The following is a 21,781-nucleotide window of genomic DNA, read 5'->3' as shown; positions in this document are numbered from 1 at the left end:
GCCTCGAACCGAGGCGAAGCGGATTTTCCAGCGATGTCACTCGGACCCTGACGGGAGACCGATCACCGGCGCGAACCGGAACACAGGCGTGGCGAAACAGCCACACGAGTGACACTCCAGGGTAACAGAACGGCCGGGTCGCCTGCGATGTTCCCGGCGGACCCGAAATCTCCCGTCATCGAGGGGTGCGGCATCCGTTCCGGTCAGCCGTTCCGGTCAGCGAGGAAGCTCGATCGGCGCGGTGTTCGTACGGTCGGGATCGAAGGGCGCCGGCGACGGCGCCGCCTCGCCGCGCAGCTGCGCCAGCCGCTCGTCCTCGCGCCGTTGCGCGTCGGCGAGCCAGTCCCACCCCGACGTCGAGCCGCGTCGCACGTCCGGAACCGGGGCGGTCGCGTGGCGGTCGTCGGCGGCAGGGGCGACGGTGACGGATGCTGCGGCCTCCGGCTGCGGCTGCGGCGGGTGTGCGAAGGGTGCCCCGGCGAACGGATCCACCCCCGAGCGCCCGGCCGCACCGCGGAGGCCGGCCTGCTGGATGACGCGCTGGATCGTGAGGCCGCGCCGGTCGGGATCGCCGACGTACCGGATCTCGCGGAGGCCCTGCTCCTGTGCGGCCGACTCGAACACGAAGTGCCCGTAGCCGAAGATGCGGCCGACGAGCGGCTTGTAGACGGAGATGTCGAGGATGCGCGCGAGCGGCATGGTCGCGATGCGCTGCGAGAGGATGCCGTGCACCCGGAAGACGCGCATGTTGGTGATGACGAAGCGGTCGGTGTGCTGCTCGAAGATCCGCCAGATCGCGTGCACGGTCACCGCGGCCCCCAGGAGCGCCGGCACCCACCATGCCTGCGGCGGAACGAAGAACGTGAGGAGGACGACGACGATGCCGCCGAAGAGCTCGAGCACCGCCGAGACCGTGGCGGCCCAGTGCTTTCGGACCTCGTCGACGATGTGCTCCCCCTGATCCGAGATCAGGTGCTTCTCGATCCGCGGATCGAACATCTCGGTCCTAGCCCTGGACGAGCGCCATGAAGAAGTCGACGACGGCGACCCCGGCGCCCCACACGGCGCCGACGGCGCCCTGCACGGCGTTCGCCGCGTCCTGCGGCCGGGTGATGAGGTAGAACGCCGCGAACGCGATGATGAGCACCACGACGATGCGCTTGACGAGCTTCACGGTTCGGGTTCCCTTCGACTTCCTGCTGTTCTACCCCACGAACACCCCGTCGCGCGCAGGCGCGCGGCGCGTCGCGAATCGCGGAGCCGGGGTTCGGGCGCGCCGTGCGGCGAGCTCACGGCCGCAGCAGCACCTTCGTCGCGCGCCTCTCGTCCATCGCAGCGTACGCCTCGGCGGCGTCTTCGAGCGGGAGCTCGAGGTCGAACACGCGGCCGGGCTGGATCGCACCCGAGCGCACGTCGGGCAGGAGCTCCTCGATGTAGCCGCGCACCGGCGCGACGCCGCCGTTGACGCCGACGTTGCGGTTGAACATCTGCCGCACGGGCAGCTCCGGCCCGCCGTTGGGAACCCCGACGTAGCCGACCATGCCGCCGGGACGTGTCGAGCGCAGCGCCTGGTCCATCGACTCCTTCGTGCCGACGCACTCGAGCACGCGGTCCGCACCGATGCCGCCGGTCAGCGCGCGCACCGCGTCGACGCCGGCATCGCCGCGCTCCTCGACGACGTCTGTGGCGCCGAACTCGCGCGCGAGCGCCTGGCGCTGCGGGTGACGCGACATCGCGATGATCGTGGTGGCGCCGAGGCGCTTCGCCGCGATGATGGCGCACAGCCCGACCGCGCCGTCGCCCACCACGGCGACGGAATCGCCCGGGCCCACGCCGGCGGAGACCGCGGCGTGGTGGCCCGTGCCCATGACGTCGCTGAGGGTGAGCAGGCCAGGGATCTCGTCATCCGCGACCGGTCCGGGCACGACGGCGAGGGTGCCGTCGGCGAGCGGCACGCGCACGCGCTCGCCCTGACCGCCGTCCGCGAAGCCGCCGAAGCGGTCATCGCTGCCCCACCAGCCGCCAGTCAGGCACGACGTGCTGACGCCGTTGCGGCAGTTCGCGCAGGTGCCGTCGCACACGTAGAACGGCGCGATCACGAAGTCACCGGGGCGCACGATCTCGACGTCGACGCCCACCTCCTCGACGATGCCGACGAACTCGTGACCGATACGGTGCGGTTCGTGCGTGGGCGTGACGCCGCGGTAGGGCCAGAGGTCGGAACCGCACACGCAGGCGGCGACCACGCGCACGATCGCGTCGGCGCCGGTGGACAGCACGGGATCGGGGACGTTCTCGACGCGGATGTCGCGGGCGGCATGGATGACGGTGGCGAGCATGACACGAGCCTAGGCGCGCCCGCGGGCGCCGGCGGCCGCTGGCACGATGGAGCCATGTGGATCGGGTGGATCGAGTTCGACCTGCTGCTCGGCGACGTCCGCTCGCTGAAAGAGAAGCGCAGCGTGCTGCGTCCGCTCATCGCCGACCTGAGCCGGCGCACCGAGGCGGCCGCCGCGGAGGTCGGCGAGCACGACCTGCACCGCCGCGCGAGGATCGGCGTCTCGATCGTGGCGTCGGGGTCGTCGCACGTGCGCGACGTGCTCGACCACGCCGAGCGCCTGGTCGCCGATCACCCCGAGGTGACGCTGCTGTCGGCGCGCCGCGGCCTGCATTCCAGCGAGGACTGAGGCTCAGCCCGCGATCGCGTGGCCGATGACCTCGTCGCCGCCGCCGAACCGGATGGTCCGCCCGATCGTGGTGTCGTCCGCGATGGTCGCCGCGATCGCCGCGGCCACATCGGCCCGGGCGACGGCGCCTGCGTCGTCCGGATCGAGGGCGATGCGGCCGGTCGGCGGATCGAGCGTGAGCGTGCCGGGCGCGAGGATCGTCCAGTCGAGCGCGCTCGCGGCCAGGTGGGCGTCGGCGGCCCACTTCGCATCGGCGTACGGGAAGAACGAGGCGTCGGGCGCGATGCCGTGGTCTGCACGCGATCCCACCCACGACACCATCACGTAGCGCAGCACGTCGGCGGCCGCAGCCGCGTCCATCGAGCGGATCGCGGCATCGCGATCGACCGCGTACGTGCGCGCCGGGTTCCCGCCGCCGGCGCCGGCCGACCACACCACGACGTCGTTGCCGGCGACGATGTTCGCAAGCTGGTCGAGGTCGAGCGCCTCGACATCCGCGACGAGCGGCTGCGCGCCCGTCGCCGCGACCTCGGCCTCGTGGTCCGCGTTGCGGATCACCGCGGTCACGGTGTGCCCCTGCGCGACGAGCAGCGGCTCGAGCAGCAGCGCGACCTTGCCGTGGCCGCCGAAGATCAGGATGCGGGCCATGGGTCCCCCTTCGTCGTGCCCTCCACGCTACGCCGCGCTCGAGGACTCGCGCATCACGCGAAGGCCGCGGCGAACTCCGCGGACGGCTCGATCGGCTCGATGACGTCGACGAGGACGCCCCCGGGCGCCACGAGGATGAAGTGGCGCTGACCGAACGACTCGTCCCGCAGCGGCAGCACGCACTCCAGACCGCCGTCCACCACAAGGCGTTCGTGGGCCGCGCGGGCGTCGTCGACCTCGACGTTGAGCAGCACGCCGCGCGCGGGCGCGCCGAAGCCGGCAGGGATCGTCTCGTGGTCGCTCGCCAGGAACGCCAGCTCCGATCCGTCGCGCACGAGACTCACGTACCACTCTGCGGCGAACGTCCGCGCGAAGCCGAAGTGGTCTTCGAAGAAGCGGGCGGAGGCGGCGGCATCCGTCGTCATCACCACGGGGTAGAAGCTCGTGAGGCTCTCCATCTCATCCCCCTCTTTACGTACACTGTGTCTGTAAACCTCACTATACATACATCGCGCACGTAAAGGAACGCCATGCCTCGAACCAGCGCCGCCGTCGCCGCCGAGACCGCCCGCCGCGTGTGGGAGGTCGCGCGTGATCGCTTCGCGACGGACGGCTTCGCCGCAGCATCCGTCGACGACATCGCCCGGCAGGCGGGCGTCACGCGCGGCGCGGTGTACCACCACTACGACGGCAAGCTCGGACTGTTCTCGGCGGTCGCCGAGCAGCTGCAGACCGAGATCGCGGCGCGCGTCGTCACCGCGGCGGAGGAGGAGACGGATGCTGCGTCCCAGCTGCGCGCCGGAAGCCACGCGTTCCTCGACGCGATCACCGACGACCGGGCCGCGCGCATCCTGCTGGTCGACGCGCCCGCGGCGCTCGGCTGGAGCCGCTGGCGCGAGCTCGACGCGGCCGCCTCGGGCAGGGAGCTGCGCGAGGCGGTCGCGGCGCTCGGGACGGTTCCCGGCGACCTCGTCGAGGCCGTGACCCAGCAGCTGAGTGGGGCGATGAACGAGGCGGCGCTGTGGCTCGCCGACCGGCCGGGCGACGCACGGGCCCGCGGGGCGGCGCACGGGGCGCTCGACCTGCTGCTGGACGCGCTCACGCCCTCGTGAGATGTCAGGCGGCGAGCGCGACGGGGTCGGCGACGATGGCGCGGACAGCGTCGCGGCCGGCTCGGTTCGCGCCGACCGTCGACTGCGACGGGCCGTAGCCGATGAGGAACAGTCGCGGCTCGTCGATCGAGCGCCCGTTCTCCACCCGGAACCCGCCCTCGGGCGTGCGCAGGCGCAACGGCGCGAGGTGGTCGAGCGCGGGCCGGAAGCCGGTGGCCCACAGGATGACGTCGGCGCGCTCGAGCGTTCCGTCGGGCATGCGCACGCCCTCCTCCTCGATCGAGGCGAACATCGGGTGCCGCACCAGCACGCCCCGTGCCTCGGCGGCCCGCGCCCACGGCGTCCAGTGCATGCCGGTCACCGAGATCACGCTGCCGGGCGGCAGGCCGCGGCGCACACGGTCTTCGACGCCGGCGATGGCGGCGACGCGCGCCGGGATGTCGAAATCGTCCTCGACCCACTCCGGCGCGCGCCGCGTCACCCAGAACGTGTCGGCCACGTGCGAGATCTCATCGAGGAGCTGCACCGCCGAGATCCCGGCGCCGACGATGACGACGCGCTTGCCGCGGAACTCCTCGGCCGAGACGTAGTCGCCGACGTGCAGCTGGCGCCCGCGGAAGCGCTCCTGCCCCGGATACCTCGGCCAGAACGGACGCGTCCACGTGCCGGTCGCGTTGATCACGAAGCGCGCGGCCCACGTGCCGCGATCGGTCTCGACCGCGAGCCGGCCGCGCGGGTCGTCGTCGGCGCGGCGCACGGCTTTCACCTGCACGGGCCGGAGCACGTCGAGGGCGAAGCGGTCCTCATAGTCGGCGAAATACGCGGGAAGGATGTCGCGGCTCGCCGCGGCAGGATCGGCCGGCGGCACCGCGAACCCGGGCAGCTCGTGGATGCCGTTCACCGTCGCCATCCGCAGCGACGCCCAGCGGTGCTGCCAGGCTCCCCCGGGCACGGGATTCGCATCGACGACGAGGAACGTCTGGTCCGCGCCGGTCGCACGATGAAGCGGGACGAATCCGCGCCGCTGGAGGTGATAGGCGGCCGAGAGGCCCGCCTGGCCGGCGCCGATCACGACGACGTCGACGGGTGCGGGCTCCATGCACACGTGCAACGTCACCCTCGTCACCCGGATTCCCGCCCGCCCGCTGGTCGCCGCGCGCGAGGACTGATACCGTGCAGAACCGGCGAAGGGACGACGACGTGACCGCACCGAACACGGGAGGCTCGACGACGCAGCCGAGGCCGCGCGAGGAGTGGACCGGCCAGATCGGCTTCATACTCTCGGCGATCGGCTCGGCCGTCGGCCTCGGCAACATCTGGCGCTTTCCCGGGGTTGCGTACGAGAACGGCGGCGGGGCTTTCCTCATCCCATACCTCGTCGCCCTGCTCACCGCCGGCATCCCGATCCTGTTCCTCGACTACGCACTCGGTCATCGCTTCCGCGGAGCCGCGCCGACCGCGTTCCGCCGCGTCGGTCGCGCGTGGGGTCGCTGGACGGAGTCGCTCGGGTGGTTCCAGGTCGCGATCGCGTTCGTGATCGCGCTCTACTACACGGCGGTGATCGCGTGGGCACTGAGCTTCTTCGTCTTCTCGTTCGATCTGCGCTGGGGTGAGGATCCCGCCGACTTCCTCACCGGCGAGTACCTGCAGGTCGGCGACCCCGGGGTCAGTTTCGAGTTCGTGCCCGGCGTCTTGATCCCGCTGGCCATCGTCTGGATCGCCGCGATCACCGTGCTGGCCGCCGGTGTGGTCAAGGGGCTCCAGCGGGTGAACGTCGTGTTCCTCCCGCTTCTCGTGATCGCCTTCCTGATCCTCGTCGTCCGTGCGCTGTTCCTCGACGGTGCAGCGGCGGGCCTCACCGCGCTGTTCACCCCCGACTGGGGAGCGCTGGCGAATCCCGACGTGTGGATCGCCGCCTACAGCCAGATCTTCTTCTCACTCTCGATCGCCTTCGGCATCATGATCACCTACGCTTCGTACCGCCGGCGGCGGTCCAACCTCACGACGCCGGGTCTGGTCGTCGCCTTCGCGAACTCGTCGTTCGAGATCCTCGCCGGCATCGGTGTCTTCGCAACCCTCGGCTTCTTCGCCTTCCAGCAGGGCGTCGCCGTCGCGGAGCTCGAGGGCCTCACCGGCGTGGGACTGTCGTTCATCACGTTCCCCGCGATCGTGTCGCAGATGCCCGGCGGCCCCCTCTTCGGCTGTCTGTTCTTCGGATCGCTCGCCCTCGCGGGATTCACGTCGCTGATCTCCGTGCTGCAGGTGGTGTCGGCGGCGATCCAGGAGAAGTTCGGACTGTCGACGCGCGCCGCGGCGGTGGGCCTCGGCGTGATCTCCGCGGTGCTGTCCATTCTGTTCTTCTCGACGACGACGGGCCTTCTCGCGCTCGATGTGACGGATCAGTGGGCGAACAACATCGGGATCGTGGCATCGGCGGTGATGATGACGATCCTCGTCATCTGGGTGCTCCGGCGCGGCCCCGAACTGCGGTTCCATCTCAACGCGGTCTCGACGTTCAAGGTCGGAAGGCTGTGGATCGCCCTCGTCGGCGTGCTCGCGCCGATCGTGCTGGGCTACATGCTCGTCTCGCGGATCGTGACACTGCTGGTCGACGGGTATGCGGATATGCCGGGGTGGTACTTGATGGTCTTCGGATGGGGCACGATCGCCTTCCTCGTGGTCGCGGCCGTCGTCATGACACTGCTGCGCTGGCGGGCGTCGCCGGACGACTTCACCGCGTGGCCGGAATATGCCCAGTCCGGCAGCCCGGTGCCGGCGAGCGAGGGGAAGGAGCGGTCATGACCCCGATCGCCGTCATATTCCTCATCCTGGCGATCGTCATCGTCTGGGGAGGACTCATCGCCAGCGTGCTCCTGCTCCGCCGCCGGCCCGAGGTCGACCACTATCCCTCCGGCGCCGTCGACGATCACCGCGAGGATCACGCGCCGCTCGAGCACGACACGTGACGGCGGCGTCCGCCGTCACGCGTCGCGTCCTCAATTGAGGCTGCGTGTGGAGGCGGGGATGACGCCGTCCGCGTAGAGGTCGGCGGCGAGATCCTGGAGCGCCGTCAGCGCGACGCGCTGCGTCATGGGGCCGTACGAGATGCGGGCGACGCCCAGCGCCTCGTACTCCCCCGCCGACAACGCGCCCGGCAGGCCGATCACGCTGATCTTGCGCTCGCCGATCCCCTCGACCAGCTGCCGGGTGATGTCGGCGTTCAGGATGCCGGGCACGAACACGAGGTCGGCGCCGGCGGCGAGGTAGGCGCGGCCGCGCTCGATCGCGTCGGCGATCGACTCCTCGAGGGGGCGCTTGCCGGCGCGCACGAACGCGTCGGTGCGCGCGTTGAGGACGATGGGCACGCCCTCGGCCGCTCCGGCCGCGACGATCGCTTCGACATTGGCCACGGCCTCTGCGAGCGGCACGAGGCGGTCTTCGATGTTGGCGCCGACGACACCCTTGCCGATCGCGCGACGCACGGTCTCGGCCGGGTCGCCGTAGCCGGCGTCGAGGTCGGTGCTCACCGGCAGGTCGCCCACGGCCTCGACGATCCGGCCGACCATGTCGAGCGTGGTCTCGAGCGGGATCTCGCCGTCGGGGTAGCCGAAGGTCGCGGCGATCGAGTGGCCCGCCGTCGCGATGGCGCGCGTCTCGGGGAGGGCGGCGACGGTGCGGGCCGATACCGCGTCCCACACGTTCACCACGCGCAGGATCTCGGGGGCGGCGTGCAGTCGGGCGAGGGTCTGTGCTTTCTCTGCCTGAGTGGTCATGTCTGCCACGCTATCGGCGCTCGGAGCAGTGTGGACCGGTCAGCGCGGATCGATCTGGCCGTCGAGGTACCACCAGCGGCCGCCCCGCTGCACGAAACGGCTGCGCTCGTGCAGGACGCCGTGATCGCGGCCGTGGCGCCAGGCGGCACGGAACTCGACGACGCCCCGCGTGGCGCCCTCGCCGCCGTCCTCGACGTCGGCGATCTCGAGCCCGGTCCATCGCTGTTCGGGGTCCAGCGTCAGCTCCGAGGGCCGCGTGCCCGGATGCCACGTGTCGTGGAGATACACCGCGTCGCCGATCACGAACGCCGTGTACCGCGAGCGCATCAGGCGCTCGGCGGTCGGCGCCGGGGTTCCGCGCAGCGCGGGGGCGCAGCATCCGTCGAAGCGCTCACCGCTGCCGCACGGGCACGGATCCGCGTCCGCGACACGCGGGAAGCCGTCGCGGGCGGCACGGGATGCGGCGTCGCCGAACGACACGTCAGGCGCCGGCCTTCTCGGCGCACGACACGCACCGCGTCGCGAAGGGACGCACGCGAAGACGCGCGATCGGGATGCCGCGGCCGCAGTCGACGCAGACGCCGTAGGTGCCGGCCTCCCAGCGCTTGACGGCCTCGTCGATCTCGGCGATCTCGCGGCGGGCGGCCTCTTCGAGGGCCACCGCCCGGGACCACTCCCCCGACAGCGTGACGCCCTCGGGGTCGTGCTCGTCGTCGGCGACGTCGGAGCCGCGATCCGCGCGGAGCTCTTCGAGGGTCTCGTCCATCGCCGCGATGCGCACGGTAGCGGCGTCGTGCAGCTCGTCGAGGAGCGCTCGCAGCTCTGTCCGGCTCGCCGCTGAGGTCATCGCATGAGACTACGCCCGGAAGCGGCATCCCGGCCGCACCGTGCCGGATCAGCCCGAGACGTCCACGGTGAAGGTGACGTCCTGGATGCCGCCGTCGTCGTTCGACAGCACGACCTTCGTCGTTCCCTCGGCGAGCCCCTCGACCCCGGGGTTGTACGTCGCGCCGCCCTCTTCGCGACCCGCCGTGAACTTCGCGACGGACGGATCGGAGACGACGCCGCTGTAGCTGTCCACGGCGAGGTCACCGGTGTCGATGTTGAGCACCTGCCCGACCTCGAGCTCGACGGTCTCACCCTGAAGGTCGCCCACGTCACGGGTGACCGGTGCGATCACGGGCTGAGACGACGCACAGCCGCTCAGCGCGGCGATCGAGGCGACGAGTACGAGCGAGACGGTCGGTCCGACGATGCGCATGGCGTCATGATGACAGCACAGCGGCTGCACGGCCAGCGCCCGGCGTTCGTGTGGTGGGGCGATAGGGATCTCCCAGGTCGGGTTGGAAGCCTGGAGGCATCGCGGTGACGGGAATCCCGATCCCCTCCGCGAAACCCCTGCAGGCGATGCGTCGCCCGGGACCACCCCTCGTGCCCGACCCCGGAGGGCACGAGGGGCGGTCTCACCGACCCGCCCGGAGCCGGCGATCTGCGACACCCCCCGGACGCGATCGCCGGCTTCTTCGCGTGCACGCTGTGGATAACTCCGTCGGGCGTCGACGCCGGCGGCTAGCGTGGGGGCGTGAGGACTCGGGTGACAGCGGCGGCGCTCAGCGGACTGCTCGTGCTCGCGCTCGCCGGGTGCACCACCCCGGCGCCGGTACCCACGCCGACGCCCGGATTCTCGAGCGAGGAAGAGGCGTTCGCGGCGGCGGAGGAGACGTACCGGGCCTACGTGGATGCGCTGAACCAGGTGGATCTGAGCGACCCGGAGACGTTCGAGGCCGTGTACGGCTGGACGACGGGTGACGCGAACGCTGGCGCGCGGAAGACCTTCACCCAGATGCACGCAGATGATTTGGTCGTCGACGGCCCCACGACCGTGGACTTGTTGGAGAAGAGCGCGGTTCAATCAAGCCCGGGAAACGTGACACTAGACGTTTGTCTCAACGTCTCTCAAGTCACGGTCATTGACTCTCAAGGAGTCTCGGTGGTGGCCGAGGATCGGCGCGATATTCAGTCGATGCGCGTCACCATCGAGCCGTCCACGACGACGACCACGGGTTTCGCAATTGCTGAGATTGATGGACGCGACGACGGAGCCGAATGCGCAAGCTAGTGGTGGCTAGTGCGGCCGCAGTGGTGGGACTGGTGGTCGTGCTGGTCAGCGGGCCCAGTAGCTTCGCCGCGGAGTGCGACGCAGGTGGTTGGACCGGGAACTGCGAAGTATCGAATCAGAAAACGCAGGTCGATGTTTCTCTGAGCGACCGAGGGGCGAATTCAAGCTCCGAACCGAAAGATGGTGGCCCACCAGCCCTGCAAACGCAACCGAACTCCGCCCCAAGCGCGGAAGACTGCGGGCCGCTCAACCGCTGCATCGACTACAGCGTCATCGGGGTCCCCGACGTGACGCTCGCCGACATCGCGTCGTTCCGACCCGCGCAGCCGACGCTCGCCGGGGAGCCGGCCGGCTTCGGGGTCGTCGGCATGCCGACGAACCTGCTGGCCTCGGCATCCGAGCAGCGCATCCCTGGAACGGTCCTCGGATGGGACGTGACCGTGCGGTTCGTGCCGGTCGCGTACGTGTTCGACAACGGCGACGGCACGACCACGCGCGCCGCCACCGGCGGGGCTTCGTGGGCGGCCCTCGGACAGGGGCAGTTCACGCCGACCGCGACGAGCCACGCGTACCGAGCCCGCGGAACGTATCCGGTCTCGGTGACCGTCGAGTACGAGGCATCCGTCGATTTCGGCAGCGGCACGTGGCGGCCGGTGCCCGGCGTGGTCCGGGCCGAGGCGGCCGGCTACGGCGTGCGCGTCGTCGAGGTGCGCACCGCGCTCGTGGACCGCACCTGCGTGGAGGATCCGACCGGGCCCGGCTGCTGAACCGCGCCGACGAGCGACCGGCGCGCGCGCTTGGTGAGCCGCACCACCGAGCGCAGCGGCACGCCGACGGCGTAAGCCACAGCACCTGACGCGGAGGTGTCGCTGCGTCCGAGGGCGACCTTGCGCTCCCATGCGTCGCGCAGCGCCCCGCCCCGGCGTGCCACCGAGGCGCGCGCTGGAAGCCGCCCTGCCGACCGCTGCGCGAGCAGCGCCTCGACGTGGGCGGTCCAGTCGTCGGCCTCAGGGGCGTGGAAGTAGTTCTCGTCGAGCCATTCGGGATCCGGATGCCGGAACCGGCGTGCGACGACATCGTCCTCGCCCGCGATCAGGTCGGCGTCGGCGAGCGTCTCGTTGATGAGGCGCGGCGAGACGCCGAACGTGTCGAGCGCGATCACGGGGATGCCGCGCGCGATCGCCTCGATCGCCGCCGTGGAGCTCACTGTGACGAGCCCCTCCGCCGTGTCGAGCGCGGTGCCCATCGACGCGGTCGAGGTCACGAGGTTCGCCGGAAGTGGCCCGAGCGAGGCGAGCAGCTCGGGGTAGCCGTCGACCTCGGCGTGCGTCTGATGCTCGCCCGATGCGGCCCGCAGCTTCACCACGACGCGCCGCGACGGGTCCGCCTCGGCGGCCCGTACGAGCATGCGCGCGACGCGGAGCCGGTCCTCCCGCTCCGCGGGGACCTTGGCCTGCGTCGCGAACACGAGGTCGGTGCCCTCGGCGTCCGGGCGCGCTCCTCCCCCGGCGGTGACCGCCCCGCGCGCGAACGGCAGCCTGGCGAGGGCGTAGCGGTGCGCATACCCGGTGCGGACCGACAAGGCGCCGAACTCGCGCACCTCGCGGCGCGAGTGCACGACGAACAGGTCGGACTGCAGCCGGTACACGACAGCCTTGCGGGTCGCGGGGATCGAGATGCCCGGAAGCCCCGTCACCACGACCGGCCGCGGCTCCAGCGCCGCGAGGTCGCGCGCGAGAACGCGCACGAGCGGTCCGCGAGCACCGATCACGACGGCGTCCGCGTGCAGCTCGGCGAGCCGGGCCGCCAGCGCGCCGTACGCGATCCGCTCGACGCGGTCCGGCTCCAGCCCGCTCCCGCTCAACGCGGAGGCGAGCTGGGTGTCGCTGACCACGAGCGGAGTCTCGAGCACCAGGAGCGAGGCATCCCATCGCTCTCCGACGCCGCCGAGGAGTGCCGCCGCCCACTTCACGTAGGAGTCGGTGTCGGCGATGGCGACGACCCGCGGCCGCCCGCCGTCCGTCCCGCGGGGACTCACGCGGGGACGCGGCGCAGCTTCGCCATGGGGGCGAGCTCGCCAGGATAGACGCGCTTCACGCCGTCGCCGAGCGCCGCCTCGATGACGCGGATGTCGCGCACCAGGTGCTGCAGACCGGCCGGCTCGAGCGACGCGGCGTGGTCGGAACCCCACATCGTGCGGTCGAGCGTGATGTGCCGCTCCACCGCGACCGCGCCGAGGGCGACGGCCGCGAGCGAGATCTGCAGGCCGCGCTCGTGGCCCGAGTAGCCGACCGGCACACCCGGGTAGCGGTCGCGCAGCGCCGGGATCATGCGGAGGTTGGCCTCCTCCGGCTCCATCGGGTACGTCGACGTGGCGTGCATCAGCACGAGGTGGTCGGTGCCGAGGATGTCGATCGCGGCGTCGATCTGCTCGATCGTCGACATGCCGGTCGACAGGATCACCGGCCTCCCCGTGTCGCGGAGCGCGTGGAGCAGCTCCACGTCGGTGAGCGACGCGGATGCCACCTTGTGCGCGACGACGCCGAGATCCTCGAGGAACGCCACGCTCGGCACGTCCCATGGCGACGCGAACCACTCGAGGCCGCGGAGCAGCGCGTGGTCCGAGATCTCGATGTACTGCTCGCGGTCGAACTCGACGCGGCGCCGGTAGTCGAGGTACGTCACGCGTCCCCACGGGGTGTCGCGCGGCATGTCGCGCATGTGTTCGGGCGTGGCGATCTCGGGGGTGCGCTTCTGGAACTTGACGGCGTCCGCGCCGGCGTCGGCCGCCACGTCGATGAGGCGCTTGGCGATGTCGACGTCGCCGTTGTGGTTCAGGCCGATCTCGGCGATGACGTACGCGGGGCGTCCGCCCCCGACGACGCGGGATCCGATGGTGACGGTCATGAGGCCTCCTGTGGTGCAGTGGGGTGATCGGATGCTGCGGCTCGCACCGGCGTCACGGCCGGCCGGAGCGCATCGGCGGCGGCCGTGGCGGACCTGCCGCTGAGCACGCGCTCGGCGAGGTCGCGCACGGCGCCGGCTCCGCCGGAGCGGTCGAGCACGACGCGCGCGGTGGAGAGGACGAGGGGGTGGGCGTCAGGCACCGCGATGGGCCAGCCGACCAGCTCGAGGCAGCCGAGGTCGTTGACGTCGTTGCCGAGGTACGCGATGCGCGAGAGCGGGATGCCCTGCTCCCGCGCCCACTCGCGCAGCACCGCCGCCTTGTCGACCGCGGCCTGCCGCACGTCGACGCCGAGCTTGCGCGCGCGGGCCGCCACCACCGGGTTCGCTTCGGTCGAGAGGATGAGGAAGGGGATGCCGGCGGCTCGCAGCATCCCGACCCCCATGCCGTCCGATCGGCTCACGGTGACGGACTCGACGCCGTTCTGGTCGACGTGCACGGTGTCGTCGGTGTGCACGCCGTCGAAGTCGGTCACGACCGCGTCGACGGGGATCGTGCCCGCGTGGGCGCCGAACGCGGCGCGGTCGACGAGGGGCGCGAGCGCGCGCGCGAGCTCCAGCTCGTCGAGGGTGTCGATCTCGATCGCGGTGCGCGGGGCGACCTCGGCGATGCCGACGCTGCCGAAGAAGCGGTGGTTCGCCGCGCGGAAGCCCGCCGCCCGCATCACGTAGAAGCCGCCGGTCTCGAGGTAGTGCGGTTCGCGGTCCTGCCGGCGCGGGCGCACGTCGATCTCGTGGTTGACGGGCTCGGCCGCGCTGCCGACGCCCTTCTCCCACAGGAACCCGTACGTCTCGACGGCCGAGAAGACGCTGTCCCTCCGGCGGGAGCGAACGAGCTGCACGGCAGCGGTGAGCGCGTCGACGTCGATGAACGGGGAGGTCGCCTGCAGGAACGCGAGGACGCCCACGTCGACCTTGCGCGCCTCGAGCGTCTCGAGGGCGTGCACGAGCGCGCTCTCGCTGCTCGCCAGGTCGCCGGAGAGGTCTGCGGGCCGCTCGACGACCTCCGCACCCCATTCGGCGGCGACGGCGGCGATGTCGACGTCATCGGTGGTCACGACGACGCGGTCGATCGCCGGGCAGCGCCGGGCCGCCTCGACCGCGCGCGCGATCAGCGGCACGCCGCCGACGCGCTGCAGGTTCTTGCGCGGCACGCCCTTGGAGCCGCCGCGCGCGGGGATGATGGCGACGACCTCGCTCATGCCGCCGCCGTCCGGGCCGAGCGGCGCACGCGGCCGGTGTGGACGGTCGCACCGGTGCCCGCGAGCACCAGCGGGAGGGTCGTCGTAGTGCTCGAAGGCAGGGTGTGCACGTCCAGCGGACCCCGGGCGCCGGCGAGCACGAGCTCGACGGGCAGCCCGGTCTCGTGGATCCGCAGCTCGGGCGCCGTCGCGACGGCGTCCAGCTGCTGCGCTGTCTCGCGACGGTGAGGGAGGTACACGGCGCCGCCGGCCGCGGCATCCCGCACCCACCGGACGTAGTCGAGCAGCAGCATCCGTCCGTCGACCGGCAGGGCGCTGCCGAGGACGACACGGCGACCGAGCTCCGGCGCGGCGGGCGCGCTCTGCCGCGTCCAGGAGAAGTCGTGGCGACGGATGCCGAACCCGTGGTCGGCGAGGGCGTCCAGGCGGTCGGCGCCGAGGTCGAACGCCGTGAACATCCCGGCACGCCGTGCGGTCGCGCGACGGTGGACGAGTTCGGCGGCGAACGGGGCGACGACGGTCGTGAGTCCGCGCTCGTCGATGTTCGGACGGGCGTACAGGCGCCGGCCCAGGAGCGTGTCGGCGTACGCGATCGCGTGCGCGCCGTCATCGAGGAAGGTGATGCGATGCGGGCGCAGCACCGCGGCCGCGAGCCGGAACTGGCCCGAGAAGCCGTCGCCGACGAGCCAGTGGCCGTGGCGCGCCAGCAGGCTCCAGGGGATGCCGAGATAGGGCGCGAGCTCGCCGAAGCGTGCGCCGCGCGACAGCAGCTCGTCGGCGGTGGCCGAGATCTGCGGAGTCAGCCGGCCGGCGACGGGAACGGTCGTCCGGTGGGCGGCCGCCCACTCCGCGGCGCCGACGAGCTGCAGCGGCGACTCGACCCACGCCAGCACATCCTCGCGACCCATGCGGCGCCTCCTCTCGGCCGGGCTCACGATCGGGCCCGGGGCTGTCTCCCCACGGTGGGCGCCGGACGTGAACGCGATGGGTCCCGCCGTGAGACCGGCGCCGGTCCGGCAGGTGAACGGCGGGTTGCGAGACGCCGGATGCCGCGGCGCGACGCGCACGCGATGAGCTGAGGCGTTCACATGCCCGGGGTGCGCGTCGGCGGTGCATGCCAGGATGAACGCGTGACCGACCGCCTGATGCTGCTCGACTCCGCGTCCCTGTACTTCCGCGCGTTCTACGGGGTGCCCGACACCGTGCGCGCCCCGGACGGCACGCCCGTCAACGCGGTCCGCGGGTTCCTCGACATCATCACCAGGCTCGTCACCACCTATCGCCCGACGCATCTCGTGGCGTGCTGGGACGACGACTGGCGCCCGCAATGGCGGGTCGACCTCATCCCGACCTATAAGACGCATCGCGTCGCCGAGGTCGTCGCCGGCGGGCCCGACGTCGAGGTGGTGCCGGATCCGCTCGAGGTGCAGGTGCCCGTCATCCGCGACGTGCTCGACGCCCTCGGCATCCGCGTCGTCAGCGCCGCCGCCCACGAAGCCGACGACGTCATCGGCACCCTCGCCACGACCGCGACCATGCCGGTCGACATCGTCACCGGCGACCGCGACCTCTTCCAGCTGGTCGACGACGCGCGCGACGTCCGCGTCGTCTACACCGCGCGGGGCATGAGCAACCTCGAGGTGCTCACCGATGCGTCGGTGGTCGCCAAGTACGGCGTGCTGCCGTCGCAGTACGCCGACTTCGCCACTCTCCGCGGCGACTCGTCCGACGGCCTCCCGGGCGTCGCCGGCATCGGCGAGAAGACCGCCGCAGGGCTCCTGGCGACCCACGGCGATCTCCTCGGGATCGTCGCCGCGGCCGAGCTCGGCGAGGGCATGTCCGCGGGCGTGCGCGCCAAGGTGCTCGCCGGTCTCCCGTACCTCGCCGTCGCGCCGCAGGTGGTGGCAGTCGTCCGGGACCTCCCGCTCGACGTGCCCGACCCGCGCCTGCGCCCCCTCACCGAGCAGGGGAAGACGGATGCTGCGGCCCTCGCCGAGCAGTGGGCGCTCGGTGCGTCGATGAACCGCATCATCGACGCCCTCGACACCGTCTGATCCGCGCACTCGTCGCCGCGCACTCGTCGACGTGCGGCGCAGGCGTCGACTACTCCCCCGGGAGTACGCGACGGGCTCCCGCGGTCAGATTCCTCACAGAGGGGCGCGGCGTACGATCGTGCGCATGCCCGGGCCCATGCGTGACGACTCGAGCGCGAGCCGCCTCCGGCCGCGCACCCCCGCCGCCGACGAGTTCGGACCGCGCTTCCGTCCCCCGGCGGCCGTCGTGCTCCTCGTCCCGGTGTTCGTCTCGCTCCTCGTGCAGGTGCCGGGCACGATCGCGCTGTCGTGGTGGCAGCGGGCGCCCCTCGCCGCCGCAGTGACGAGCCTGGTGCTGGCCGCAGCATCCGCTCTCGTCCTGCTCGCGGCTCGCCGACTGCCGGGCCCGACCGTCGCCGTCGTCGCCGCGCTCTGCGCCGTCGACCTGCTGATCCCGCCCGTGGGCGGGCCGCCGCCCGTCGCGCTGGTCTTCGCGATCATCGGCGCCGTCGTGCGCGGCGCGCGCATCTGGGCGCTCGTGTCGGTGGGGATCGCGTGGCTCGGCGTCGTCGTCGGCGCCGACTTCGTGGGCGTGGACTGGCACCCGGCCCGCATCGCGTTCGGGACCCTGGGCCTCGCATTGTGCTTCGTGGTCGGCGAAGGCATCCGCGCGCGCATCCGCGGCGCCGAAGAGCGCAGAGCCGAACTGGCGGCGCGACGCCGCGCGGCCGAGCAGGAGGAGCGCTCCCGCATCGCCCGCGAGCTGCACGACGTGCTCGCGCACTCGCTGAGCCAGATCGCGGTGCAGTCCGGCGTGGGGCTGCACCTCTTCGACCGTGAGCCGGAGCGGGCGCGGGAGGCCCTCGCGAACATCCGGACGCTCAGCGCCACGGGCCTCGACGAGGTGCGCGGCGTGCTGGCGTTCCTGCGCGGCGACGAGGTCGGCGCGCCCGCCACGGCGCCGCTCACCCCGCAGCCGCAGCTCGCGCAGCTGCCGGGCCTCGTCGCCGGACGCACGGGGCTCGGGCTCACCGTCGCCCTCGACGACCGCCTCGCCGGCGACGTCCCGCCGAGCGCCGTGCAGACCACGGCCTACCGCATCGCGCAGGAGGCCCTCACGAACGTGGTGCGCCACTCCGCGGCCTCGCACGCCACCGTCACCGTCGAGCACGACGCCGACGACCTCGTCCTCACGGTCGCGGACGACGGCGCCGGCATCCCCGCGACGGCGTCCGAGCGCGGGGGCCTGCGCGGCATGCGGGAGCGCGCAGAGCTGGCCGGCGGCGCGCTGAGCGTCGACAGCGGCACCCGCGGCACCGCGGTGGTCGCGCGCCTGCCCTGGCGGGGCGCGGCATGATCCGCGTCGCCCTCGCCGACGACCACCAGCTGGTGCGGGCCGGATTCCGGGCGCTGCTCGACTCCGAGCCCGACATCGACGTCGTCGCCGAGGCATCCGGCGGCCAGGAGCTGCTGCGCGCCCTGCGCGAGACCGACGTGGACGTCGCCCTCGTCGACATCCGCATGCCCGACGGCGACGGACTCTGGGCCGCCGAGCAGATCGCCGCCGACCCCACCTTGGCGGGCGTGCGCGTCGTGATCGTGACGACGTTCGAACTCGACGAGTACGTGATCCGCGCGGTGCTCGCCGGCGCCAGCGGGTTCCTCGTGAAAGACACCGAGCCCGCCGACCTCATTCGCGCGGTCCGCGCCGTGGCCGCCGGCGACGCGCTCCTCTCCCCCGGCGTCACCCGCACACTGCTCGATCGCGCCGCGTCAGGCCTGCGCGCGGTGCCCGATCCGCGGCTCCTCGAGACGCTCACCGAGCGCGAGGTCGACGTGCTGCGCCTCGTCGCGGATGGGCTCACGAACGACGAGATCGGCGCCCGGCTGCACCTGTCGCCCCTCACCGCGAAGACGCACGTGTCGCGCATCATGCAGAAGCTCCACGCCCGCGATCGCGTGCGTCTCGTCATCATCGCGTACGAATCCGGGCTCGTCGGCTCGCGACCGGTCTAGCCCGGTCCGCTCCGGCCTACTCCGCTGAGAGCAGTCGAGATCACTCCGACGGTCGGATTCACGGATGCTGCCACCCGCGTTGACTCGAGGCATCCGGTCGCCCGTCCCGGCGCGGCCGGTTCCGAGAGAGGATTCCGCATGTCCGCTGCACTGGCCACGGGAATCGTGGCCGCTCACTTCGCAGGGCCCTGGGGGTTCGGCTGGTGGTTCCTGCTGATCCCGCTGTTCTGGATCGCGCTGTTCGCGATCCTCTTCGCGATCTTCGGACGACGGTGGCGGCGCGCAGCCGCGGAGAACGGCTATGGACCGTACGGCCGCAACCCCGCCCGCCAGGCCGAGACCACCCTCGCCGAGCGCTTCGCGAAGGGCGACATCGACGAGACCGAGTACCGCGCGAGACTCGAGGTGCTGCGCGCCAACGCCGCTCAGTAAGGGCCGCCGACCCAGCTGCGGCGCCGGGCCGTCAGCGCGGGCTCAGGCGTCGCGGTCGCGTCCGGTCCACGCGCGCAGCGTGTCCAGCGGCCACGTGGTGACGATGCGCTCAGCCGGCACCCCGATGCGCTCGGCACGCTCGGCGCCGTAGTCGAGCAGCGAGAGCTGGCCCGGCGCATGAGCATCCGAATCGATGGAGAAGAGGCATCCGATCTCCAGCGCGAGCGCCATCAGCTCGTCGGGCGGATCCTGCCGCTCGGGCCGGGAGTTGATCTCGACCGCGACGCCGTGGGCCTCGCACGCCTCGAACACCGCCCGCGCGTCGAAGGTCGACGGCGGCCGGGTTCCGCGCGAACCCTCGACGAGCCGGCCGGTGACATGGCCGAGCACGTCGATGTGGGGGTTCGACACCGCAGCGACCAGGCGCCGCGTCATCGGGCCGCGCTCCATGCGGAGCTTGGAATGCGCGGAAGCGACCACGACATCGAGCTCGGCGAGCAGGTCGGGCTCCTGATCGAGCGCGCCGTCCTCGAGAATGTCGACCTCGATGCCCGACAGCAGGGTGAATCCGTCGCCGCTCATGCCCGCGACGACCTCGAGCTGCGAGCGCAGGCGCTCGGGCGAGAGGCCGTTCGCGACCCGCAGCCGCGGCGAGTGGTCGGTGAGGGCGAGATACTCGTGGCCGAGGGCTCGGGCCGCGTCGACCATGAGGTCGATCGAGGTGAGGCCGTCCGACCAGTCGCTGTGCGAGTGGAGGTCGCCGCGCAGCAGCGGCCGCAGCGTCGACGTGCGCTGCACGCCGGCGCGCTCGCGCAGGTCGACGAGGTAGCCGGGCACCTCCCCCGCCAGCGCCTGCTGGATCACGGAGAGAGTGGAATCGCCGATCCCCTTGCGGCGACGCAGAGCCGCGGTGTCCCGCAGCTCGGCGTCGCTCAGGCCTTCGATCGCGTCGGCCGCCGCACGGAACGCCTTCGACTTGTACCGTGACGAGCGCTCACGCTCCAGGAGCGTGGCGATCTCGGTGAGCGCGTCGTAGGGGTTCACGGGCGAAGAGGCCGCCGGATCAGTAGACGTTCGACCGCCTGATCACCACGGGCACGCTCGCCAGGCGGTGTATCGCCCAGCCGAACAGGATCGCCAGCACGCCCATGCCCGCCGCGAAGAGCGCGACGCCGTAGGCCACGACCGAGGTGAAGAGCGAGGCACGCAGGAAGGACGCCTGCATCACGGTCGCCCGCACCGGGTCGTCCTGGTCGAGCTCGGCATACGTCTTGCCGCCCGACGCCTCGAGCGCGTGGGTGTTGATGATGTCGGCCTGCACGTAGGCGGTGAAGGGTCCGGTCACCTGCTGACCCTGGAACGCCGCGGCGTCGTCGGGGATGGTGATGTTCTCGGCCGTGAGCTGGGTGGTCACGCCGATCCACGCGATGATGCCGACGACGATCAGCAGCACGCCGCCGATGATCCCGAGGATCCCGACCGCCTTCACCAGGCCGACCTTCTTCTCGGGGGGCTCGATCACGTCGGTGGTGCGGGGCTCTTCCTCGCTCATGCGTCCTCCTCGGATGCGGGTCGTTGAGCCACACGCTAGCGGCGCCGCGCGGCGCCGCGGAAGAGCGCGCGCCGGAGAAGACCCGGCGCGTCGCGCGCCTCAGGACGCGAGTGCGCGCGTGGTCTCGACCCAGCGATCCAGCGTGGCGGTCGCCGCCCCGCTATCGATCGCGGCGGCGGCGGCGTCGCGCGCCTCGGCGAGGCGCTCCAGGATCGGCCGCTGCACCTGGCCGGCGTCGCGGAACAGCCGGTAGGCGACGATTCCCGCCGCCGCGTTCAGCAGCACGATGTCGCGCACCGCACCCGTTTCGCCGTCGAGCACACGGCGCACCACGTCCGCATTGTGGGCGGGGTCACCGCCGAGGAGGTCGTCGATGTCTGCCAGCGGGATGCCGAGGTCGCGCGGGTCGAGGTCATGCTCGTGGATGTCGCCGCGGCTGACCTCCCAGAGCCGGCTGTGCCCGGTCGTGGTGAGCTCGTCGAGCCCGTCGTCGCCGCGGAACACCAGTGCCGTCGCGCCGCGCGTGCGGAACACGCCGGTGATGAGCGGCACGCGGTCGAGGTGGGCGACGCCGACCGCGTTCGCCTCGGCTCGTGCGGGGTTGCACAGCGGCCCGAGGAAGTTGAAGACGGTCGGCACGCCCAGCTCGCTGCGCGTCGCCGCGGCGTTCTTGAAGCCGGGGTGGAACGCGCCCGCGAACGCGAAGGTGATGCCCGCACGGGACAGTGTCTCGGCCACGGCGTCCGGCGAAAGCGCCAGGTCGACGCCGAGCGCGCCCAGCACGTCGGACGAACCCGACGAGGAGCTGGCGGCCTTGTTGCCGTGCTTGACGACCGGGATCCCGGATGCTGCGGCCACGAGCGCCGACATCGTCGAGACGTTGACGGTGCCGAAGCGGTCGCCGCCGGTGCCCACGATGTCGAGGACCGCGGCGTCGACGGGAAGCGGCAGCGCGGCCTCGAGGATCGCGTCACGAAAGCCGACGATCTCGTCGACGGTCTCACCCTTCGAGCGGAGCGCGACCAGGAACCCCGCCAGCTGAGAGGGGGTGGCGCTGCCCGACATGATCTGCCGCATCGCCCACGTGGACTCCGAGACGCTGAGGTCGCGCCGCTCGAGCAGCGTGGTGAGGATCCCCGGCCAGGTGTACAGCTCCGCCATAACCGAGAAGCCTAGCCGGGCGCGGGAATCGGAACCGTTTCGTGACACGAGGGACCGGTTCGTGGGATTCTGCGTCTTCACC

The 21,781-nt window shown here is 72.0% G+C and carries 27 protein-coding genes; 10 read left to right on the top strand and 17 right to left on the bottom strand.

From position 1 onward, the window contains the following. Positions 1-216 precede the first annotated feature (216 nt). The 3 genes from ACEYYH_RS09090 to ACEYYH_RS09080 all read right to left on the bottom strand — a co-directional run bounded on the left by ACEYYH_RS09090 (position 217) and on the right by ACEYYH_RS09080 (position 2,339). Positions 217-999 (bottom strand): PH domain-containing protein, encoded by a 783-nt coding sequence (locus ACEYYH_RS09090; RefSeq protein ID WP_374977863.1) that lies wholly within the window; start codon positions 997-999, stop codon positions 217-219. A 7-nt stretch (positions 1,000-1,006) separates the two neighbouring features. After that, the gene (locus ACEYYH_RS09085) at positions 1,007-1,174 is read right to left on the bottom strand and encodes a hypothetical protein (RefSeq protein ID WP_374977862.1); all 168 of its coding nucleotides are present in this window, start codon (positions 1,172-1,174) and stop codon (positions 1,007-1,009) included. A 115-nt stretch (positions 1,175-1,289) separates the two neighbouring features. Further along, on the bottom strand, positions 1,290-2,339 hold the full coding sequence (locus ACEYYH_RS09080) for a zinc-dependent alcohol dehydrogenase family protein (RefSeq protein ID WP_374977861.1): 1,050 nt from the start codon (positions 2,337-2,339) through the stop codon (positions 1,290-1,292). Positions 2,340-2,393: 54 nt separating this feature from the next. Between ACEYYH_RS09080 and ACEYYH_RS09075 the strand changes: the two genes are divergently transcribed. Continuing rightward, the gene (locus ACEYYH_RS09075; protein WP_310290420.1) at positions 2,394-2,687 is read left to right on the top strand and encodes a DUF503 domain-containing protein; all 294 of its coding nucleotides are present in this window, start codon (positions 2,394-2,396) and stop codon (positions 2,685-2,687) included. Between the two features lie 3 nt (positions 2,688-2,690). On the opposite strand, the gene ACEYYH_RS09070 is transcribed toward ACEYYH_RS09075, so the two are convergent. After that, positions 2,691-3,335, bottom strand: a complete 645-nt coding sequence (locus tag ACEYYH_RS09070; RefSeq protein WP_374977860.1) for an NAD(P)H-binding protein — start codon at positions 3,333-3,335, stop codon at positions 2,691-2,693. Between the two features lie 53 nt (positions 3,336-3,388). Continuing rightward, complete coding sequence (locus tag ACEYYH_RS09065; RefSeq protein WP_374977859.1) at positions 3,389-3,793, bottom strand: VOC family protein; 405 nt, start codon at positions 3,791-3,793, stop codon at positions 3,389-3,391. A 72-nt stretch (positions 3,794-3,865) separates the two neighbouring features. On the opposite strand from ACEYYH_RS09065, the gene ACEYYH_RS09060 reads away from it, so the two are divergent. After that, positions 3,866-4,447, top strand: a complete 582-nt coding sequence (locus ACEYYH_RS09060) for a TetR/AcrR family transcriptional regulator (protein WP_374977858.1) — start codon at positions 3,866-3,868, stop codon at positions 4,445-4,447. A 4-nt stretch (positions 4,448-4,451) separates the two neighbouring features. Here the strand turns inward: ACEYYH_RS09060 and ACEYYH_RS09055 are convergent, their stop codons facing one another. Next, positions 4,452-5,546 carry an NAD(P)-binding domain-containing protein gene (locus tag ACEYYH_RS09055; protein ID WP_374977857.1) on the bottom strand — a complete coding sequence of 365 codons (1,095 nt, stop codon included), beginning with the start codon at positions 5,544-5,546 and terminating at the stop codon, positions 4,452-4,454. Positions 5,547-5,647: 101 nt separating this feature from the next. On the opposite strand from ACEYYH_RS09055, the gene ACEYYH_RS09050 reads away from it, so the two are divergent. Together ACEYYH_RS09050 and ACEYYH_RS09045 are read left to right on the top strand one after the other, a co-directional pair. Further along, complete coding sequence (locus tag ACEYYH_RS09050) at positions 5,648-7,249, top strand: sodium-dependent transporter (protein ID WP_374977856.1); 1,602 nt, start codon at positions 5,648-5,650, stop codon at positions 7,247-7,249. After that, positions 7,246-7,413 (top strand): methionine/alanine import family NSS transporter small subunit, encoded by a 168-nt coding sequence (locus ACEYYH_RS09045; RefSeq protein ID WP_374977855.1) that lies wholly within the window; start codon positions 7,246-7,248, stop codon positions 7,411-7,413. The genes ACEYYH_RS09050 and ACEYYH_RS09045 overlap by 4 nt, the downstream gene beginning before the upstream one ends. 30 nt (positions 7,414-7,443) lie before the next feature. Here ACEYYH_RS09045 and ACEYYH_RS09040 read toward each other — a convergent pair whose 3' ends face one another. The 4 genes from ACEYYH_RS09040 to ACEYYH_RS09025 are packed head-to-tail and all read right to left on the bottom strand — an operon-like array spanning position 7,444 to position 9,481. Further along, a complete protein-coding gene (locus ACEYYH_RS09040) occupies positions 7,444-8,220 on the bottom strand; it encodes an isocitrate lyase/phosphoenolpyruvate mutase family protein (RefSeq protein ID WP_374977854.1) in 777 nt (258 codons plus the stop codon). A 39-nt stretch (positions 8,221-8,259) separates the two neighbouring features. Continuing rightward, on the bottom strand, positions 8,260-8,700 hold the full coding sequence (locus ACEYYH_RS09035; RefSeq protein WP_374977853.1) for a YchJ family protein: 441 nt from the start codon (positions 8,698-8,700) through the stop codon (positions 8,260-8,262). Between the two features lies 1 nt (position 8,701). Continuing rightward, positions 8,702-9,067: a TraR/DksA family transcriptional regulator gene (locus tag ACEYYH_RS09030; protein WP_374977852.1), complete on the bottom strand. Its 366-nt coding sequence runs from the start codon at positions 9,065-9,067 to the stop codon at positions 8,702-8,704. A 48-nt stretch (positions 9,068-9,115) separates the two neighbouring features. Continuing rightward, the gene (locus ACEYYH_RS09025) at positions 9,116-9,481 is read right to left on the bottom strand and encodes a hypothetical protein (protein ID WP_374977851.1); all 366 of its coding nucleotides are present in this window, start codon (positions 9,479-9,481) and stop codon (positions 9,116-9,118) included. Between the two features lie 321 nt (positions 9,482-9,802). Here ACEYYH_RS09025 and ACEYYH_RS09020 point away from each other — a divergent pair, with 321 nt between their 5' ends. Together ACEYYH_RS09020 and ACEYYH_RS09015 are read left to right on the top strand one after the other, a co-directional pair. After that, a complete protein-coding gene (locus ACEYYH_RS09020; RefSeq protein ID WP_374977850.1) occupies positions 9,803-10,339 on the top strand; it encodes a hypothetical protein in 537 nt (178 codons plus the stop codon). 287 nt (positions 10,340-10,626) lie between these two features. Beyond that, the gene (locus ACEYYH_RS09015; protein ID WP_374977849.1) at positions 10,627-11,106 is read left to right on the top strand and encodes a hypothetical protein; all 480 of its coding nucleotides are present in this window, start codon (positions 10,627-10,629) and stop codon (positions 11,104-11,106) included. On the opposite strand, the gene ACEYYH_RS09010 is transcribed toward ACEYYH_RS09015, so the two are convergent. Genes ACEYYH_RS09010 through ACEYYH_RS08995 form a run of 4 tightly spaced genes read right to left on the bottom strand, consistent with a single transcriptional unit; the run spans position 11,025 to position 15,413 of the window. Then, positions 11,025-12,377 (bottom strand): DUF6716 putative glycosyltransferase, encoded by a 1,353-nt coding sequence (locus ACEYYH_RS09010; RefSeq protein ID WP_374977848.1) that lies wholly within the window; start codon positions 12,375-12,377, stop codon positions 11,025-11,027. The genes ACEYYH_RS09015 and ACEYYH_RS09010 overlap by 82 nt on opposite strands. Further along, positions 12,374-13,246 (bottom strand): N-acetylneuraminate synthase family protein, encoded by an 873-nt coding sequence (locus tag ACEYYH_RS09005; RefSeq protein WP_374977847.1) that lies wholly within the window; start codon positions 13,244-13,246, stop codon positions 12,374-12,376. The genes ACEYYH_RS09010 and ACEYYH_RS09005 overlap by 4 nt, the downstream gene beginning before the upstream one ends. Then, positions 13,243-14,505 carry a cytidylyltransferase domain-containing protein gene (locus ACEYYH_RS09000; RefSeq protein ID WP_374977846.1) on the bottom strand — a complete coding sequence of 421 codons (1,263 nt, stop codon included), beginning with the start codon at positions 14,503-14,505 and terminating at the stop codon, positions 13,243-13,245. The genes ACEYYH_RS09005 and ACEYYH_RS09000 overlap by 4 nt, the downstream gene beginning before the upstream one ends. Continuing rightward, complete coding sequence (locus ACEYYH_RS08995; protein WP_374977845.1) at positions 14,502-15,413, bottom strand: hypothetical protein; 912 nt, start codon at positions 15,411-15,413, stop codon at positions 14,502-14,504. Before ACEYYH_RS08995 ends, ACEYYH_RS09000 begins: the two co-directional genes overlap by 4 nt. Positions 15,414-15,635: 222 nt before the next feature. Between ACEYYH_RS08995 and ACEYYH_RS08990 the strand changes: the two genes are divergently transcribed. The 4 genes from ACEYYH_RS08990 (at position 15,636) to ACEYYH_RS08975 (ending at position 18,986) form a co-directional block, all read left to right on the top strand. Next, positions 15,636-16,559 (top strand): 5'-3' exonuclease H3TH domain-containing protein, encoded by a 924-nt coding sequence (locus tag ACEYYH_RS08990; RefSeq protein ID WP_374977844.1) that lies wholly within the window; start codon positions 15,636-15,638, stop codon positions 16,557-16,559. Between the two features lie 124 nt (positions 16,560-16,683). Next, positions 16,684-17,895: a sensor histidine kinase gene (locus tag ACEYYH_RS08985; RefSeq protein WP_374977843.1), complete on the top strand. Its 1,212-nt coding sequence runs from the start codon at positions 16,684-16,686 to the stop codon at positions 17,893-17,895. Continuing rightward, complete coding sequence (locus tag ACEYYH_RS08980; protein ID WP_374977842.1) at positions 17,892-18,554, top strand: response regulator; 663 nt, start codon at positions 17,892-17,894, stop codon at positions 18,552-18,554. The genes ACEYYH_RS08985 and ACEYYH_RS08980 overlap by 4 nt, the downstream gene beginning before the upstream one ends. A 138-nt stretch (positions 18,555-18,692) precedes the next feature. Next, positions 18,693-18,986, top strand: coding sequence for an SHOCT domain-containing protein (locus ACEYYH_RS08975; protein ID WP_374977841.1), 294 nt, complete (start codon positions 18,693-18,695; stop codon positions 18,984-18,986). Positions 18,987-19,028: 42 nt separating this feature from the next. On the opposite strand, the gene ACEYYH_RS08970 is transcribed toward ACEYYH_RS08975, so the two are convergent. The 3 genes from ACEYYH_RS08970 to trpD form a co-directional block, all read right to left on the bottom strand. Beyond that, a complete protein-coding gene (locus ACEYYH_RS08970; protein WP_374977840.1) occupies positions 19,029-20,030 on the bottom strand; it encodes a PHP domain-containing protein in 1,002 nt (333 codons plus the stop codon). A 19-nt stretch (positions 20,031-20,049) separates the two neighbouring features. Continuing rightward, positions 20,050-20,538: an aromatic ring-opening dioxygenase LigA gene (locus ACEYYH_RS08965; protein WP_116193663.1), complete on the bottom strand. Its 489-nt coding sequence runs from the start codon at positions 20,536-20,538 to the stop codon at positions 20,050-20,052. Positions 20,539-20,637: 99 nt separating this feature from the next. Next, on the bottom strand, positions 20,638-21,699 hold the full coding sequence (gene trpD / locus ACEYYH_RS08960) for an anthranilate phosphoribosyltransferase (RefSeq protein WP_374977839.1): 1,062 nt from the start codon (positions 21,697-21,699) through the stop codon (positions 20,638-20,640). Positions 21,700-21,781 lie beyond the last annotated feature (82 nt).

The sequence above is a fragment of the Microbacterium trichothecenolyticum genome (assembly GCF_041938625.1).
Lineage (GTDB): Bacteria > Actinomycetota > Actinomycetes > Actinomycetales > Microbacteriaceae > Microbacterium > Microbacterium trichothecenolyticum_D.
The sequence above is the reverse complement of the archived record's forward strand: the minus strand, read 5'-3'. Positions and strand labels throughout refer to the sequence as shown.